A 15973-nucleotide genomic window follows, 5' to 3' on the forward strand; every position below is an offset into this window, starting at 1 on the left:
TTTTTTCCGCGATAACGTACTTGTTTCTATCCGTCTATCCTGTCCAACAGGGTATTTAAGAATGTTTAATCTCTTAAAGTAGTTAGATCCTGCATTGGCGCTGGCAAATTCAAATCAGCTATTGCTGTATAGACAGATTCATCAACTTTAAACCCCCATTTTCTAAAAAAATCCGAGAGATCTTTTTGAGCAATCTGACATGCAGACAGCATAAAATAGCGCATTTTCTCTGCATCTGTCGAAACTGCGGGCCTGTTCTCGCGCGTAGTTTTGCTAAGTTTGATGTAAAAATCGTCGCCAAATCCCAACCAGAGTTGATGAAACATAATCATTTTCAAATCATTATCCCCCAAATTAAAGTTACGATCAGCGATATTTTTTTGAAAGTAAGTCGTCAATTTAGGCCAGGAATTATTGGCTGTCACTCGACTTACCGGCAATCCAAATCCCCTTTCGCTGGCTAGGGAATAGACATTCACGGTTGTTTCTGTCAGATTGCCCCAGGTCCAAGCTTTTTGTTGATAGGTGTGGCCGACCTCATGCCATATTCCCCATCCATTTGTATTGGACAGATATTTTGGCTGCAACATACGATAAGATAAAGCATCGGTAAAATAAATAGAAATACCGGCTGCCATATAGCCTCCAGCACTCGAATCCCTCACGGTAATCAGATGCTTATTGTAAGGTACCGCATGGACTCCACTGGTACCATTCAAGCCACTGATCCGATTGGAAAAGTCAATAATTGAATCCAGTCTATTAACAATCAGCTGTTGATCTTCGTCCCTGTACAACAGGGCATCGGCAATTTTGGCTACCATAATGGTGTGATCCGACGAGAAGACGACATCCGGTACGGTACTTTTCAACGAATCCAATGTAGCTACCCATTGCTCATGGGAGGTTATCCCCTTTTGAAAGTAAGGGACCGGAATAAATCCATTGCCAAAAGAAAGCTCGATTTCTCCAGTTGTTGTATAATTATCAGCTGTATAAATCACATAAACCAATCCCCCGTATTGATCCACTGTGAAAGTTTGCGTACCTGCCTGGAGATTGAAATACTGCCGGACTGGTCGAATATTATCTCTAAAAGGCGTCCCGATCGCTAAGCGTGCTGCTGTAGTACCCGAGTTGACTTTTACGTTTATGGTTATGGTACTGTTTGGCGCCACATAAAATCCGGTCATTTGCATTTCATTGTGATTCGCTCGAAATTGAAGTCTATCAGCCTCCATTGCGGCCGAAGGACTTACGTTGAATAATTGGACCGAATCCGCTATTGCTAAGGATTCTGCGCCGGTATCGTTCGGTAAGGTGTACATTAAGCTGCCATCTTTCCGGCAGGAAATGCTCATAGCGATCACTAAAATCGTGATTAAGGAAAACACGGTCTTTCTCATAATTTTTAAATAAAGTTTATAAATTGTATTAATTGTCCGCACTTCTTCCGATCATCCTACAAAGCCTCAGCGGCTGTTTCGAAGTTTTTTATTTTTTTGATCGATTTAGGATTTCACAAAACTTGAAACAAGATGATCCATACAAAGAATTCTCTTCACCTTCGGTAAAGTATTAGTTCATAACCTTAAAGCAAGATATAATATATTGTACAGAAAAATAATCAACTGCTTCAGATCAAACGTTTGCACAATCAACGAAAACCTTTTCGCTTAGACAAACATCAAATAACCCAAAAGAAAGTATATTTTATAAAAAATGACAAGAATCGAGTAATAACCTTATTCTGTACCGCGATAGAAGCTAGATGTTATTCAAACTAATCGCTCAGATCTAACGCTATTCGCTCGAACACTCCATCATCCAGCACTAGCGGAGCTGCGCATGATCATCTCAATAACCATGATTAAATTATAGATGAAGATGACTTGAAGTGGATTAATTAGACGTGAATCCTAAAAAACCTAAAAAAAAGCAGTATAACCAAAGGTTATAATCAACGTATTTCATAGTTTTATTTTTAATAAAGATAACATACGTAAAAACCTATATTACAAAGAATAATACAAAATAAAACAAGAGAAAAATGAAATCAGAAAATAGAACAAAAAAAACGATTTCTCTCTTCTCGGAGCCAAGTTTTAATTTATCCGTCTATTTTTCAAAGGATAATCTGCTTCGCTTCAGTTTACCAGAATCAATTATAAAAAATTATAATTTTAAAAAGCGAATCGTTAATTTCGAAAAGTACACTATGAAATTAATACCCTAATTTTGCTTGTATTCAAAAAAGTTTGATGAAACATTTAACCTAAACTATAGCCTCAGAACACTATAGTGAATCAATAACAAGCGATTATCTTAAAACATGAAAAATAACATAAAGGAACAAAAAGAAACATTAAATCAATTGGATCAAAATTCAGCACCGCTAGCGGAACACCCCATTATAGTAGAATTTAAAAAACTCATTCACCAATATCCTCAGAATCACTGGGACCTCCAATTCTACTTGAAAAAGCTCAACGTTTCAAGAATGGCCTTACATCGATTGACACTTTCAAGCAGTGAAACTTCACCCAGCACGATCGTCAAGGAAATTGTCGCAAGTGAGATTGCCAAAAAACTTGCTACCACTGAAATTCCGATTAAAGAGTTGACTTCGTATTATGGTTTTAGTTCTTCAGCATCATTAACACGGTTTATAAAAAAGCATACCGGTCTGAGTCCCCGAAAATTTAGGGCATTAAATGCGCTGGATTATATTTAAAAAATAACTCGAAGCTATCTCCCGATCGATAGCTAAAAATTGAATAGCATAGGGTAAGCTTTTTATGAAATTTGGGCGATATTCCTATATTTACCAGTATTTAATGCTGATTTTTTCGATACTTCCGAAAAATCAAAGCATCCTTCAAATGCATTCGTTGTTCTTATAGAAGCGTTATAACTATTTTCTTCATTAAACAATTATGAAAAGGGATGATAAACGATATTTTTTAGTTTAAAGATATTGTTAAAGTTTGACAAACACCTTCTTTTTAAAAACTAAAAATACACATTATAAAACTAAAATATCTATCATTAAACAAAAAAAAGCGCACTAATCTGTGCACTTTTTTTGCTAAACATTATTATGCTTTGTTTAAACTTCACGATAAAGTTCCTTTGAACTATGAGGTCGCCTTAAGATATATTGCTGATTCCAAGGCCAATCCCTCGAATCTGATAATCCCTGGCTGTTTTATAAATCCATTCTGCTCAAAAAATCCTATCGACGAACTTTTTATGGGTTCATTGACCCATATCACGTCATAGGGATTGCAGACGGCAAGACATTTGTCCATTAAAGATGTCTCCATTTGCTGCCGAGCTGCATGTTGGCAGACACCAAAGTCCGCGATTCGAATCGCACGTGTACCTGCCAGGGCATCCGGCTTCTGCCCTTTCGAGGTTATTCTTGCATAACCCATTGGTTGATCGTCGGCATACACCACCAGCCATTGGTTTGACATGCTGTTTATTTCGTTGACAAGTGTTCTGGAATTAAAATTGTCAGCGATGTAATGTTCCAGTTCAGCTGGCTCCACTAAGCTGGCGAATTTTTCTAGCGCCAGTGTTTTGGTGATCATCGACAACGCTTCAATTCCCTGCTCTGTTGCCACCGTAAATTTTGTAACTATATTCATATATGCATCTCCTATTAAACAAACAAATGTACATGCTATCACTTGCTATTATTCGATACACATTATTCATTTAGCATCAGTACAGCTACAGGTTCCCACATAAATACCGACCTATATGCTGGATCGCTTCAATTCGTTTATCAGAAAATTTATCCGCGATGACCAACCTAAAATAATGTCCAAAAGTATTCGCAAAAGAGAACGTATAACCCGGTGTGAATCTCGCACCAATTTTTTCACACTGCGCATAAAAATCCGACATATCTGTACTTTCGGGCATTTTAACCCAAAGATTATATCCACCTGCCGGGGCAATCACTTTGGTTTGTTCGGGAAAACTGGAAGCGATTAGGTTGGTGGCTAGATAGGCATTTTTTGCCAGTTGCATCTTCAGTGAACGAATATGCCGATCGTAACTACTGCTGCCGATTAAACGGCTTACAGTCTCCTGATTCAAAGGGGAAACTGTACTGCCCAACGCAAACTTGATCTGTTCGGCATCTTTCAGAAATAGCCCTGTGCTTAACCAGCCCAGTCGAATTCCAGGTGCCAGGGTTTTTGAATAAGATGAATAAGTCATCACCAATCCGCTTTCATCAAATTGTTTTAAAGTAGATGGTCTACTCCCGTGAAAGTTTAGGTCGCCATATATATCGTTCTCGATAACAGCAACATGATATTGATGAGCAATCGCCAATAAAGCAATTTTCTGTTCATCTGCAAGCAAAATACCTGTTGGATTATGAAAATTCGGTGTTAGCACGACGGCTTTTACAGCACTTCTTTGACATGCTCTTCTAAAAAAATCAATATCGAAGCCTTCTTTAGTCAGAACAGGAACTTCAATGACACGCAGTTTGAGCACCCGAATGACCTCCAATACAGAAAATACACATGGACTTTCCACAGCAACAATATCTCCGGCTTCGCATACGGCTGCCAAGGCGATATACAAGGCCTGTAAAGCGCCATCTGTGATCAGCAGTTCATCTGTATGCAGCAAGGTCTGATGAGAGGCCGCACGGCAGACAATGTTGTCCTTCAATTGTACAGAGCCATTAGACGGATAATAGCGTAGCAACCCTGCCCCTAGTTCCCGAATGACCTGTTGCATCGTCCGAAGTAAAAGTTTTTGCGGAACAAGGAGATCCCCTGGAGCCGCAACATTAAATTCCGAAAAACCCCGCCCCAAAGGTGACGCTGTTGTCAGGCCCAGCCTTTGTTCAAAGACAGCATCCCTTACTATTGGTGGACGACCATGCCCTCCTGGTTCTGCCAGCATTTCATTTTTCGCACTGACATAGTAGCCAGATTTCGGAACGCTTTCCACTAGACCACGAATCATAAGATATTCGTATCCAGCTTGAACAGTACTCATACTTAAACCATAATAATCTTTAAAATCACGTACTGAAGGTAGCTTTTGTCCGGGTTTATAGACCCCTGATTTTATATTTTTCTCGATTGCCTGTGTAAAGATTTCAAATTTATAGTTCTTCATCTGTATTGATCACTTTTACCTATACTGTACCTGTATCGCAAATCTAATCAATCTAAATTTGTCTAAAAAAGAAATGACAGGTAATTATCAAATCAACAGCCCCAGTGAATTACGAGCTCTCCCACAGGAGGTATTACCCGGGATAAGTCAGGAATTAAGGAACCTCCTCATTGACCATATTGCTACACATGGCGGTCATTTTAGTTCAAGCTTTGGTGTTGTAGAACTTACCATAGCAATACATTATGTGTTTAACACCCCTGAGGATAAATTGATATGGGACGTTGGTCATCAAGCTTATGTCCATAAATTAATCACGGGTAGAGCGGCTCGCTTCCATTCGAACAGGCTTCTACATGGCATCAGCGGATTTCCTGTTATGGAAGAAAATAACTTTGACGCCTTTGGTACTGGTCATTCATCCACATCCTTATCAGCAATTCTGGGTATGGCCTGCGCGGCCAGGTATAAGGGTGATCATAACCGTCAACACATCGCTGTTATCGGTGACGGCGCCATGACTGCCGGTCTAGCATTCGAAGCTTTAAATAATATTGGTTTCGAACAGCCCGACCTACTGATTATATTAAATGACAACAATATGTCTATTGATGCCGGTACGGGAGCGCTACAAAATTATCTGACCGACCTGACCTCGGGGCAAGCCTATAATCAGTTCAAATCACAGATCAAAAAGCTGCTGTCGCGTAATAAGGATCGGGCACAATGGTCAATTGCTGCGATTAGAAAAATAGAGAAACTGATAAAAACGGGACTACTTGCTTCAAGCAATATTTTTGAGGCCTTAGGTATACGTTATTTTGGACCAGTGGATGGGCATAATCTCCATAAGCTTATCAAAATATTCGAGCAGTTGAAGCATATACCCGGGCCCAAAATAGTACATTGTGTGACGCAGAAAGGAAAAGGTTTTGCGCCGGCCATGTTAAATAAGGCAGAATGGCATGCCACGGGGAAATTCGACAAACTGACAGGTGAACGGTTAGAACACCAGCTACCGCAACTCCACAACGAGACTTTTCAGCAGGTGCTGGGCGAAACGCTGACACAGCTGGCCCGAAGGAATAGTCGTATTATGGCTATTAGCCCAGCCATGCTTTCCGGCAGCAGGCTAACCGCAATGAAACAGCAGATGCCCAACCGTGTTTTTGATGTTGGTATCTGCGAACAGCATGCCGTTACTTTTTCTGCTGGCCTTGCTGCCGATGGACTACTTCCTTTCTGCTTTATCTATTCGACATTCTTACAACGCGCCTATGATCAGCTTATCCACGACGTCGCTTTGCAGAAATTGCCAGTCGTATTCTGTATCGACAGGGCCGGTGTTGTCGGTCCCGACGGCCCCACTCATCAGGGGGCATTCGACATTGCTTTTCTCCGATGCATACCCAACATTACGGGCGCTTCCCCCATGACGCTTACAGACTTTAAAAATTTGTTGTTCACGGCTCAGGACATCGCTCTCGACGGACCGTTTGCAATCCGCTACCCAAAAGGTCGAGGTAACCAAGAGAAGCAATCCGACAAATATAAAAGACTTGAAATGGGAAAAGGAAGAAGACTTTGTTCAGGTAAAGACATTGCCCTACTCTCTCTTGGACCCGTTGGTCAATATGCACAGGACGCCTGCTGCGAGCTGCTCCAGGAGGACATCCACGTCGGGCACTATGATCTCCGGTTTTTTAAACCGCTCGACGAAGCGTTATTACATGAGGTATTCCAATCATATTCGTCTATCATCACCATCGAAGATGGATGTATCGCAGGTGGAGTGGGCACCGCAGTGCTTGAATTTATGGTGGAACATGGTTACTCGGCTACGTTAAAACGTCTTGGTTTGCCCGACTCGTTCGCAGTACAGGGCACACAGCAACAGCTTCACCAACTTTATTACTACGACAAACAGGCTATTATAGCCACAGTGAGACAGCTACACAGAGATACAGCTGGCGAAGTTTAGCTAAAAGGTCTTTTTGTCAGAACATACCTTTCATAGACTTATTTCGTCTTCCAATTGTAAAAAGAATCTATTAGAGTCAAAACTGTTTATATCTTCTAAGTTAAACATCCAGAAAGGTACGGTGTTTGTAGCCTACATGAAAGAAACAATGTTGTTTCTTTCATGTAGCAATCCATACCATGAAACACTTATTCGTCCTCCTTGCTATAGCGACCGGCTTATTTCTGATCAGCAAGGTTTGCTTTTCACAAAAAGGGAAAGACTTAAAACCGTCAACACAAAATACTATGAATACTACAAATCAAAAAGATCATGTTGTCTATTTTGCAGGAGGATGCTTCTGGGGAACTGAGCACTTCTTTAAACAAGTGCGCGGGGTCACCGCAACGGAAGTTGGCTATGCCAATGGAAACCTTCAGCACCCTTCTTATGCACAAGTTTCGACAGGAACGTCCGGGTTTGCCGAAACCGTAAAGGTAAACTTCGACCCAGCGCTTGTCGATCTAAAGCTGCTCGTAGACCTTTTCTTCAAAACAATTGACCCAACTTCACTGAATAAACAAGGCAACGATATCGGTACGCAATACCGTACAGGCATCTATTATACCAATGCCGACGATGCTGCTGTTATCAAAGAGCAAATAGCTGCTTTAGCAAGTCAATACAAGAGCAAAATAGTGGTGGAAATAGAACCTTTACAGAATTACTATAATGCTGAAGCTTATCATCAAAAATACCTGGACAAAAACCCCGGTGGTTATTGCCATATAAGTCCTGATTTATTTGAACTTGCACGAAATGCCAACCCCGAAAAAGCGAAAGTGAACATTGAGAACAGGTATAAAAAAGCTGACAAGGAGACCTTGAAGAAGGAGTTAACTCCATTGCAATACGATGTTACGCAAAACAGTGCAACAGAGCGCGCATTTGACAACGCCTATAATGACGAATTTAGGGAAGGCATTTATGTCGATATCACAACTGGAGAACCCTTATTTGTCTCAACAGATAAATTTGAATCGGGCTGTGGATGGCCAAGTTTTTCCAAACCAATTAGCGATAGCTTGATTCAAGAACACTCCGACAATTCGTACGGGATGCGCAGAACGGAAGTACGTAGCAAAACTGGTGATGCACACCTCGGCCATGTTTTTAACGATGGACCGGCAGATAAAGGTGGTCTACGCTATTGTATAAACAGTGCTTCACTTCGATTTATTCCAAAAGACAAGATGAAAGCACAGGGCTACGAGAAGTACTTACCCTTATTGGTAAAAAAATAATCTGCAGCGCCTCGGTTGAGGCGCTTGCCCTGAACATTTCAACATCCGTCAAGCCATCGTTACAATAACCTATTATTCAATGCATAAACCAATGCTTCATTCATGTTACTTACCCCCAGTTTTTCAAATAATTTTCGCCGATGAAATTTCACCGTGTCAATGGAAACGAAAATTTTTTCGGAAGTTTCATGAATGGTCAGACCGCGATGATAAAAGCGTAAAATTTCTATTTCACGTTCGGTAAGGTTAATCTTTTTTTGGGAGTTCCATTTCCCAGTCAACAGATCCAACTCCCAAACTAAGTTGGAGTGCAACTTTTCGATCGTCACGTTGCCCGAAGACACATTGGTGGATAAAGATACGATACAAATTGCCTTCCATATTTTCCCCTCTTCTGTCAAAAAAACCGGCGTCAGTTTATGATTAATCAAAATAAATTTGTTATGCGCATTTTGTATCTGAAAATCATACGATATAACGTAAAGCTTCCGTTCCTCGATGGGTATTTTTTCGTAAAAACTGAACCCCGCTTCATTAATCGTAATGAGCATCCGGAAATCATCGGACGGAACATATTTTTGATAAAAGCCATAGCCCATTTCCATCACCTCTGTGGCTGTTAAACCAGCGAGAAACAGCGGGTTGTCTGAAACAAACTCAAAGCTTTTGGCCTGATAATCGATTAGATAGATACTCTGGTAAGTAATTCGTGAGAAAGCTTTGACAAGCTCAATATAGCCATGCGTCTGCAGGATGTCCTTTTCTGAAAGACGATCAACAGTATTTTTTTGTGAAAATAGCGCGTTAAAATCCATAACGAAATTCTAAGTTTCGAAGTTAAATAAAACTACACTCAAGTGTAGCTTTTATTTGGACAAACTGTAATACTTTTGGACAAAACAGCTAGAAAAATACAGCTAACTGAACGAAAAGCCGGAAAAAACATAAAACCATTTCTTACACAGATGCTTATTAAAACTATACAGATTCGAAATATTGGAATCGCCCTTGGGGTCTTATTTTTTGGGAACAGCTACGCACAGCAGAAAATCGAAGTTTTAAATTTTGGGACATTTCACATGAGCTATACCCCTGATGCCCATAAAGTAGAATTTGATGAAAAAGATCAAAAAAACAGAAGAGAAACTTATCATGTAGCCAAACTGTTGGCTGATTTTAAACCAACCATCATTTGCGTAGAAGTCATTCCTGAAAAAAACAAAGAATTGAACAGTGACTACAGATCTTTTATCGACGACAAAGGCCATAAAGCTAAGTTTGGTGGTGAAATAGCGTTAATCGCTTATGAAGTTGGCAAACTTGCAGGGGTAAAAACAATTTATGGAATTGATGAACAACAAACTGCAGCATATAATTACAACATTGCCAATGAACTGGAGAACCAGGTGGATACTGTAACGTATAAAAACTACATGGGAAAAATCATGAAGGAATTCACCCATATTGACCAACTCTCCATTTTAGATAAATTAAAGGTATTTAATCACAAAGAGACCCTGCAAAAATTTATCAATGTAAACGCTGATATCTTAACCTACAGTAGTACAAAAGGTAATTTTGAAGGAGCAGACGAAGCCACTAAATTTTACGGAAGAAATCTACGGATACTCTCCAATTTAAATCAGATCCCTGTCACGGCGCAAGATCGTATTTTGCTGATCACCGGTGCTACTCACGCAGCTTTTCTTGGTGAGTTTTTGCAACGGAGCCCCAAATACAAGCTTGTGGAAGTTGCTGAATACCTCCAATAAAATGGTCCGTAAAGAAAGTTTGCCTTTATAGGCTTTAAAAATGATATAGAGTACCTAACCTTAATTACCTAAAGAAAAACTTCAACATGACAACTTGCAAAAACTGCGGTACAGACATTACGTCAAAATTTTGTCCTGATTGTGGCCAACCTGCAACGCTGAAAAGAATAGATGCGCATTATATCACCCATGAAATAGAACATGTGCTTCACTTTGAACGCGGTATTCTCTATACCATTAGCGGATTGGTAACAGCGCCGGGGAAGAATGTGCAAAACTACATTTCTGAGAATCGTAGCCGGCTGGTCAAACCTATTATTTTTGTTATTGTAACCTCTTTAGTGTACTCGATTATTGCCCACTTTTTCCATACTGAAGAACAGTATATGCAGTCTATCGACAGCCATGGTATTGAAAGTAAACTCATCATCACGACCCACATCTTCCGATGGCTACAAGATCATTATGGTTATGCTAACATTATCATGGGATTCTTTATCGCCCTTTGGACTAAATTATTCTTCAAAATATACGGCTATAATCTTTTTGAAATCATCATCTTATTATGCTTTATTATGGGGATGGCGATGTTAATTTATGCTTTTTTTGCAATAATTGATGGTATAACCCACCAGCGTTTTATCTTATACGCAACATTGGTGACCTTTGCATATTACTCCTGGGCCATGGGACAGTTTTTTGATAAGACTAAAAAGATCAGCTATTTCAAAGCATTTGCCGCTTTAATAATAGGCTTTATCTCCTATTTGATCGTCATAATGTTCATTGGTATTACCCTGGATATACTTATAAGATAGCCATATTGTAACGAACACAGCCTTGTGTATCAAAAATCACCGTGATCAATTGATGCGATAAATAGGATAAAGAAGATGTGACTCTTCATAGTAAGGTGAATGTTTGTATATCCAATCCAACTGCGCACTACTACTCGCAGCAAGTTTAGGGTTGTTCATCTTCTCGCGTTCAAAGGCAGCTCTTAAATCTTTATTCTCTTTTAGAAGCTTGGCTGCTGTATCTTCAAAAACATACGCTGAATAATATTCTTTCTGTCCTAAGATCGCATCAAAGAAATTCCAATTAAAATAAGAGTCTATTGCTTCAGGTTCTAAAGTTTCCAGCAAGAACTTTACACCGTCCTGATTCAAGGGGACTAAATAATCACCAGCACGAAAGTTTACATTATTGGATTCCCGGAGGAGGCTGGTATCAAAATGTAAATAATGCCCTTCATAAGGACTTGAAGTTGTCTTGAAATCCTTAATTCGATACTGTTCCACCGCTATTACCGTATCTTGTTTTAGCGGAATCATTTTGATTTGATTGAGTGTTAGCAAGTTAACAATCTCCCATTCAGACTGCGGAATGACATAATACGATGGAATAGTTACTTCTTTTGTCGGAACATAGGTATTATATAACTTAACTTGCTTTGAAAACTTAGCGTTTCTATCATACCACAATCTATCTTTCGAGGAGACATCGCTCGGCTTATATTTTGCCTCGAAGCCCTTAAAGTCCAGTGGTTCATATTTCGATGAATCAAGCTTCCATGCTATGGCATATTTATCCCCTATTTGATATTGCTTGAGGTTTTCAGTTCTTTTTTGTTTAATCTCCTTATAATGCTGTTCCATAAAATCCAGATTACAACGCATATAATCATAAGTCGCTTTGACACGTTCTTGATAAGGTTTCAACATATGTGTTTCCACCACGGTTCCGATGACATTAAATAGACTGGTGTAACCTGTTGCATATCTTGGCGAATCCATAAAAGTTGGAAAACCACCATCAGGTACATCGTTGTGGATGTTAACATAGGGAACAGACATAAACCCTTTCTCCTGGAGATCTTTCAGTAAGGTTTTTTGCATGTTGTTATTAAAATAATTACCTAAAAGGTTTCCCAGACGTTCTTTGTTTGTTGAGATATAAGTAAAAGTGTACTGATAATCGGCCCCATTGCTCACATGATTATCGATAAAAACATCCGGCTTGACCCAGTGGAAAATCTGCTGAAAACTGCGCGAGTTTTTAGTGTCTGTCTTAATAAAATCCCTATTTAAGTCATAATGCCTTGCATTTCCACGAAAGCCATACTCTTCAGGGCCATTTTGGTTAGCTCGGGAAAAGCTCCCACGATTTAACATCCCACTGACATTGTAACTCGCGAGCGCAACAACGATAACATTTTGAGGTGCCTTTACCTTTCCTGTCGCCAAATCCCGCATGAGCATCATAGTGGCATCAATACCATCGGGTTCTCCGGGATGAATACCGTTGTTGACCAATAAAATACACTTCCCTTTCCTAGCGACTTCCAGTGTCTTTCCAAACGGATTAAATACGACCACATCTATTGGTTTATTGTTATCGTCTTCTCCCTTTGTTTCATAATGAATTGATGTATATTTCTCCGCCAATTCCTGATAGTAGGCCCGCATTTCTTCAAATGTTGTGGATTGATTACCATTGCCCCGTTCATAAGGTGTAGGCATTTGCGCATAACTTCTGCCCAAAAGCATAAAAGAAAATAATATCAGGAACCGTTTCATAAGATCAATTTAGCGTCCAATTTACGATAAACTTGTTAAAATACATAAGCTATCTCCACCGTCTATCAAGAACGACTTCTCAATAAAAACAAAATCCCTCAGAAATGTAGGGATTTTGTGATTGCTCTTTTACCGGTATTTTAATTGCTGACCTCGTTTAATAATTCGATATCTTCTGTATCTAATTTAAGAGCCGGCGCCGCACATAGCGTATCCAATTGACGCTCACTCGTGGCACTCACAATGGGAGCGGTAATCAGCGGTTTAGCCAACAACCATGCCAACGCTACAGTAGCCTGTGTTGTGCCATGCTTCTCGGAGATAGCATCGAGCGCTTTCAGGACCGCTTTACCCTTAGCATCAAAATATTTTTTGATTCCACCGCCCCTTGCCGTTTTATCAAAGTCAGCTTCAGTACGGTATTTACCGGTCAAGAAACCTGCTGCAAGCGACCAATATGGAAATACACTCAACCCATACTTCTCGACCAATCCCGCATAATCTGTTTCAAAACCTGCACGCTCTACCAAATTGTAATGCGGTTGCAACGCAACATATTTGGGAAGACCGTTTTTCTCTGCTACATCAAAGCTTTCCGTTAAACGCGCTGGCGACACATTAGAAGCGGCGATATAACGTACCTTGCCTGCCTCTATTAAGTCCGCATAAGCCGACAACGTCTCTTCCACGGGGGTTATGTTATCGTCAAAGTGGGTATAGTATAGATCTATATGATCTACTCCCAACCGTCGTAATGATTCATCAGCCGATTTCAAGATATGTTTCCTTGAGATATCATATCCGTGTTCCTTGGTCTCCGATCCGACTTTTGTTGCAATTACTATATTTTGACGGTTACCACGGCTTTTTAACCATTTTCCAATAATTTCTTCGGACTGCCCTCCGGTTCCATTTACCCACCACGAATAGGTGTCTGCCGTATCAATAAAATTAAACCCTGCTCCTACAAATTTATCTAGCATTTCAAACGATTGCTGCTCATTTAATGTCCAGCCAAAAACATTCCCACCAAAATTAATTGGAGCTATCTGCAAATCTGTGTGCTTTATTTCTATCTTCTTCATTGAAATTATCTATTTTATTGTTCCTTTAAATAAAAAAAATAGCTATGCCTTTCCAGCTGAAAAGCTCAAGCTAAAGTTACGGTATCCATCTTGAATCATGTCAGCATTCTTCAAATCCAATTGTCAAAACGCGTAAAGATTTTATTGCGATTAAAAAAATAGGTCGGCTCTTTAACCGACCTGTTCTTGGATTACTTTTCAATAGACGACATGTCGATTACGAAACGATATTTTACATCACTATCCAATACCCTTTGATAAGCCTCATTTACATAGTCGATATCAATCATTTCTGTTTCGGGTAGAATATTATGTTCAGCACAAAAATCAAGCATATCTTGAGTTTCCTGTATTCCCCCAATGCTGGAAGCCGTTAGAATCTTATTTCCCCCCATAATTGAGCGTCCATTGATTTCCATGGGCGCAGCTGGAATCCCCACACAAATATAAACTCCCTTTGTTTTCAATAATGCAAGATAGAGGTTATAATCATGCGGTGCCGATACGGTATCAATAATAAAATCAAAATACGATGAGAATTCTTTTATTTCATCTGCCTCATGCGTATTTAAGAACTTGTGTGCGCCAAGTAGAGCCGCATCCTCCTTCTTACGTGGAGAATGGCTTATCATTGTGACTTCTGCTCCCATTGCTACTGCAATTTTAACAGCCATATGTCCCAATCCACCTAAGCCCAACACACCAACTTTATGTCCTTTGCTAATATTCCATCTTTTTAATGGCGAATAGGTGGTGATTCCAGCACAGAGTAGCGGTGCCACCTTTTTAATATCCAACGATTCCGGCACATGCAGCACAAAGTCCGCATCCGCAACAATATTATTGCTATAACCACCAAAAGTATAGCTGTGATCATGCATCACATCCTTGCTGTTGTAAGTCCAGACGGTCTTCTTTTCTGAACAGAACTGTTGTTGGTCTGACTTACAGTTATCGCATTCACCACAGGAAGCCACCATACAACCCACACCTGCCAGATCGCCTTTTTTAAACTTAGTCACTCCACTACCAACGGCACTTATCCGACCGACAATTTCGTGCCCGGGAACAATTGGGTACTGTGTACCACCCCACTCGTCATGTACTTGATGAATATCGGAGTGACAGATCCCGCTGTATAAGATATCTATTAAAACATCGTTTGCACCAAGCTCCCTCCTTTCAAACTCCCAGTATTCAAGTGGAGAACTGCTGTCTTTCGCCGCATAACCTTTCGACTTAATCATATTATCTTTTTTTATAGACCACAATTTGGATGCGAAGATATCTCCGATCCCCTTTTTATATTGTACTAAGTTAGCGGGTATTGATGACGAATAGAGCAAGGCAAATACAATATTGACACTCCGCAAACAAAAAAACAAGTTTAAACATAGAAATATCCGCACAAGACCATGTATATTTGAGTTCATATAAATCATTTCAATGAAAAGAACCAGTCTAACGCTAGCAATTATTTGCTTAACATCAATGGCCTTCGCCCAAAAGATAAGCTACAAAGTGAACACGCAAAATTCGACAATAAAATGGAATGCTAAAAAAGTTGTCGGAGGACATGTGGGAACAATCAATATACAAGAAGGAACGGTACAGACAGAAAAAGGGAAAATTACCGGCGGTGGTTTTACCATAGATATGAATTCCATGGCTTGTACTGATGCACCTAAATTGACCGGGCACCTAAAAAATGAAGATTTCTTCAATGTGCCTACCTATCCCAACAGTAAATTTGTCATCAGTAAGGTTGATAATAGCAAAGGCAATCCAATTATAACAGGCAATCTGACGATCAAGAATAAAACAAAATCGATCTCCTTTCCAGCAAAAGTCACCACAACTGCAGATGGGCTTTCCGCTGAAGCTATCGGAGTCAAAGTAAATCGACTGGACTTTGATATACAGTATCGTTCAGCAAGCTTTTTCTCCGACTTAGGCAATCGCGCTATCGATGATGAATTCACCTTAGATATCCTACTTAAGGCTGTAAAATAAAAACTACTAGAGCCATTTGTTAATACAGATGGCTCTTCCTTCATTGCATTGTACCGAGAATCGATATGATCTAATCAAAATGGTTTGAATAGGAAACTCCCCTGCA

Annotated in this window: 13 protein-coding genes and 1 pseudogene; 7 read left to right on the forward strand and 7 right to left on the reverse strand. The window is 39.9% G+C overall.

The window, feature by feature from the left end:
- Window positions 1–65: 65 nt before the first annotated feature.
- A complete protein-coding gene (locus B3600_RS03045) occupies window positions 66–1406 on the reverse strand; it encodes a M60 family metallopeptidase (RefSeq protein WP_286752036.1) in 1341 nt (446 codons plus the stop codon).
- Window positions 1407–2332: 926 nt separating this feature from the next.
- Here B3600_RS03045 and B3600_RS03050 point away from each other — a divergent pair.
- On the forward strand, window positions 2333–2734 hold the full coding sequence (locus B3600_RS03050; protein WP_070561060.1) for a helix-turn-helix domain-containing protein: 402 nt from the start codon (window positions 2333–2335) through the stop codon (window positions 2732–2734).
- A 403-nt stretch (window positions 2735–3137) separates the two neighbouring features.
- On the opposite strand, the gene B3600_RS03055 is transcribed toward B3600_RS03050, so the two are convergent.
- Both B3600_RS03055 and B3600_RS03060 read right to left on the reverse strand, forming a co-directional pair.
- A complete protein-coding gene (locus tag B3600_RS03055; protein ID WP_286752037.1) occupies window positions 3138–3653 on the reverse strand; it encodes an N-acetyltransferase in 516 nt (171 codons plus the stop codon).
- Between the two features lie 85 nt (window positions 3654–3738).
- Window positions 3739–5154: a PLP-dependent aminotransferase family protein gene (locus B3600_RS03060; protein WP_286752038.1), complete on the reverse strand. Its 1416-nt coding sequence runs from the start codon at window positions 5152–5154 to the stop codon at window positions 3739–3741.
- Window positions 5155–5227: 73 nt separating this feature from the next.
- On the opposite strand from B3600_RS03060, the gene dxs reads away from it, so the two are divergent.
- The 3 genes and pseudogenes from dxs (at window position 5228) to msrB (ending at window position 8418) form a co-directional block, all read left to right on the forward strand.
- On the forward strand, window positions 5228–7135 hold the full coding sequence (gene dxs, locus B3600_RS03065; protein WP_286752039.1) for a 1-deoxy-D-xylulose-5-phosphate synthase: 1908 nt from the start codon (window positions 5228–5230) through the stop codon (window positions 7133–7135).
- A 287-nt stretch (window positions 7136–7422) separates the two neighbouring features.
- Window positions 7423–7890 (forward strand): annotated as a pseudogene (msrA, locus tag B3600_RS25515) (peptide-methionine (S)-S-oxide reductase MsrA); the annotation flags it as partial.
- 108 nt (window positions 7891–7998) lie between these two features.
- Window positions 7999–8418: a peptide-methionine (R)-S-oxide reductase MsrB gene (gene msrB / locus B3600_RS25520; protein WP_349675893.1), complete on the forward strand. Its 420-nt coding sequence runs from the start codon at window positions 7999–8001 to the stop codon at window positions 8416–8418.
- A gap of 59 nt (window positions 8419–8477) precedes the next feature.
- Here msrB and B3600_RS03075 read toward each other — a convergent pair whose 3' ends face one another.
- Window positions 8478–9233, reverse strand: a complete 756-nt coding sequence (locus B3600_RS03075) for a response regulator transcription factor (protein ID WP_112376400.1) — start codon at window positions 9231–9233, stop codon at window positions 8478–8480.
- Between the two features lie 150 nt (window positions 9234–9383).
- Here B3600_RS03075 and B3600_RS03080 point away from each other — a divergent pair, with 150 nt between their 5' ends.
- Together B3600_RS03080 and B3600_RS03085 are read left to right on the forward strand one after the other, a co-directional pair.
- A complete protein-coding gene (locus B3600_RS03080) occupies window positions 9384–10190 on the forward strand; it encodes a DUF5694 domain-containing protein (protein ID WP_286752040.1) in 807 nt (268 codons plus the stop codon).
- Between the two features lie 86 nt (window positions 10191–10276).
- Complete coding sequence (locus tag B3600_RS03085; protein WP_286752041.1) at window positions 10277–11008, forward strand: DUF3667 domain-containing protein; 732 nt, start codon at window positions 10277–10279, stop codon at window positions 11006–11008.
- 45 nt (window positions 11009–11053) lie between these two features.
- Here B3600_RS03085 and B3600_RS03090 read toward each other — a convergent pair whose 3' ends face one another.
- The 3 genes from B3600_RS03090 to B3600_RS03100 form a co-directional block, all read right to left on the reverse strand.
- The gene (locus tag B3600_RS03090; RefSeq protein ID WP_286752042.1) at window positions 11054–12769 is read right to left on the reverse strand and encodes a hypothetical protein; all 1716 of its coding nucleotides are present in this window, start codon (window positions 12767–12769) and stop codon (window positions 11054–11056) included.
- A gap of 140 nt (window positions 12770–12909) precedes the next feature.
- Window positions 12910–13854, reverse strand: a complete 945-nt coding sequence (locus B3600_RS03095) for an aldo/keto reductase (protein WP_286752043.1) — start codon at window positions 13852–13854, stop codon at window positions 12910–12912.
- Between the two features lie 191 nt (window positions 13855–14045).
- Window positions 14046–15101 carry an NAD(P)-dependent alcohol dehydrogenase gene (locus B3600_RS03100; protein ID WP_286752044.1) on the reverse strand — a complete coding sequence of 352 codons (1056 nt, stop codon included), beginning with the start codon at window positions 15099–15101 and terminating at the stop codon, window positions 14046–14048.
- Window positions 15102–15300: 199 nt separating this feature from the next.
- Here B3600_RS03100 and B3600_RS03105 point away from each other — a divergent pair, with 199 nt between their 5' ends.
- Window positions 15301–15867, forward strand: a complete 567-nt coding sequence (locus B3600_RS03105; protein ID WP_286752045.1) for a YceI family protein — start codon at window positions 15301–15303, stop codon at window positions 15865–15867.
- Window positions 15868–15973 lie beyond the last annotated feature (106 nt).

The sequence above is a fragment of the Sphingobacterium sp. UBA2480 genome, from assembly GCF_002341965.1.
Lineage (GTDB): Bacteria > Bacteroidota > Bacteroidia > Sphingobacteriales > Sphingobacteriaceae > Sphingobacterium > Sphingobacterium multivorum.

Coding starts and splice junctions, on each gene's coding strand:
- B3600_RS03045 (WP_286752036.1), bottom strand. CDS start 1,406: ATGAGAAAGACCGTGTTTTCCTTAATCACGATTTTAGTGATCGCTATG.
- B3600_RS03050 (WP_070561060.1), top strand. CDS start 2,333: ATGAAAAATAACATAAAGGAACAAAAAGAAACATTAAATCAATTGGAT.
- B3600_RS03055 (WP_286752037.1), bottom strand. CDS start 3,653: ATGAATATAGTTACAAAATTTACGGTGGCAACAGAGCAGGGAATTGAA.
- B3600_RS03060 (WP_286752038.1), bottom strand. CDS start 5,154: ATGAAGAACTATAAATTTGAAATCTTTACACAGGCAATCGAGAAAAAT.
- dxs (WP_286752039.1), top strand. CDS start 5,228: ATGACAGGTAATTATCAAATCAACAGCCCCAGTGAATTACGAGCTCTC.
- B3600_RS03075 (WP_112376400.1), bottom strand. CDS start 9,233: ATGGATTTTAACGCGCTATTTTCACAAAAAAATACTGTTGATCGTCTT.
- B3600_RS03080 (WP_286752040.1), top strand. CDS start 9,384: ATGCTTATTAAAACTATACAGATTCGAAATATTGGAATCGCCCTTGGG.
- B3600_RS03085 (WP_286752041.1), top strand. CDS start 10,277: ATGACAACTTGCAAAAACTGCGGTACAGACATTACGTCAAAATTTTGT.
- B3600_RS03090 (WP_286752042.1), bottom strand. CDS start 12,769: ATGAAACGGTTCCTGATATTATTTTCTTTTATGCTTTTGGGCAGAAGT.
- B3600_RS03095 (WP_286752043.1), bottom strand. CDS start 13,854: ATGAAGAAGATAGAAATAAAGCACACAGATTTGCAGATAGCTCCAATT.
- B3600_RS03100 (WP_286752044.1), bottom strand. CDS start 15,101: ATGATTAAGTCGAAAGGTTATGCGGCGAAAGACAGCAGTTCTCCACTT.
- B3600_RS03105 (WP_286752045.1), top strand. CDS start 15,301: ATGAAAAGAACCAGTCTAACGCTAGCAATTATTTGCTTAACATCAATG.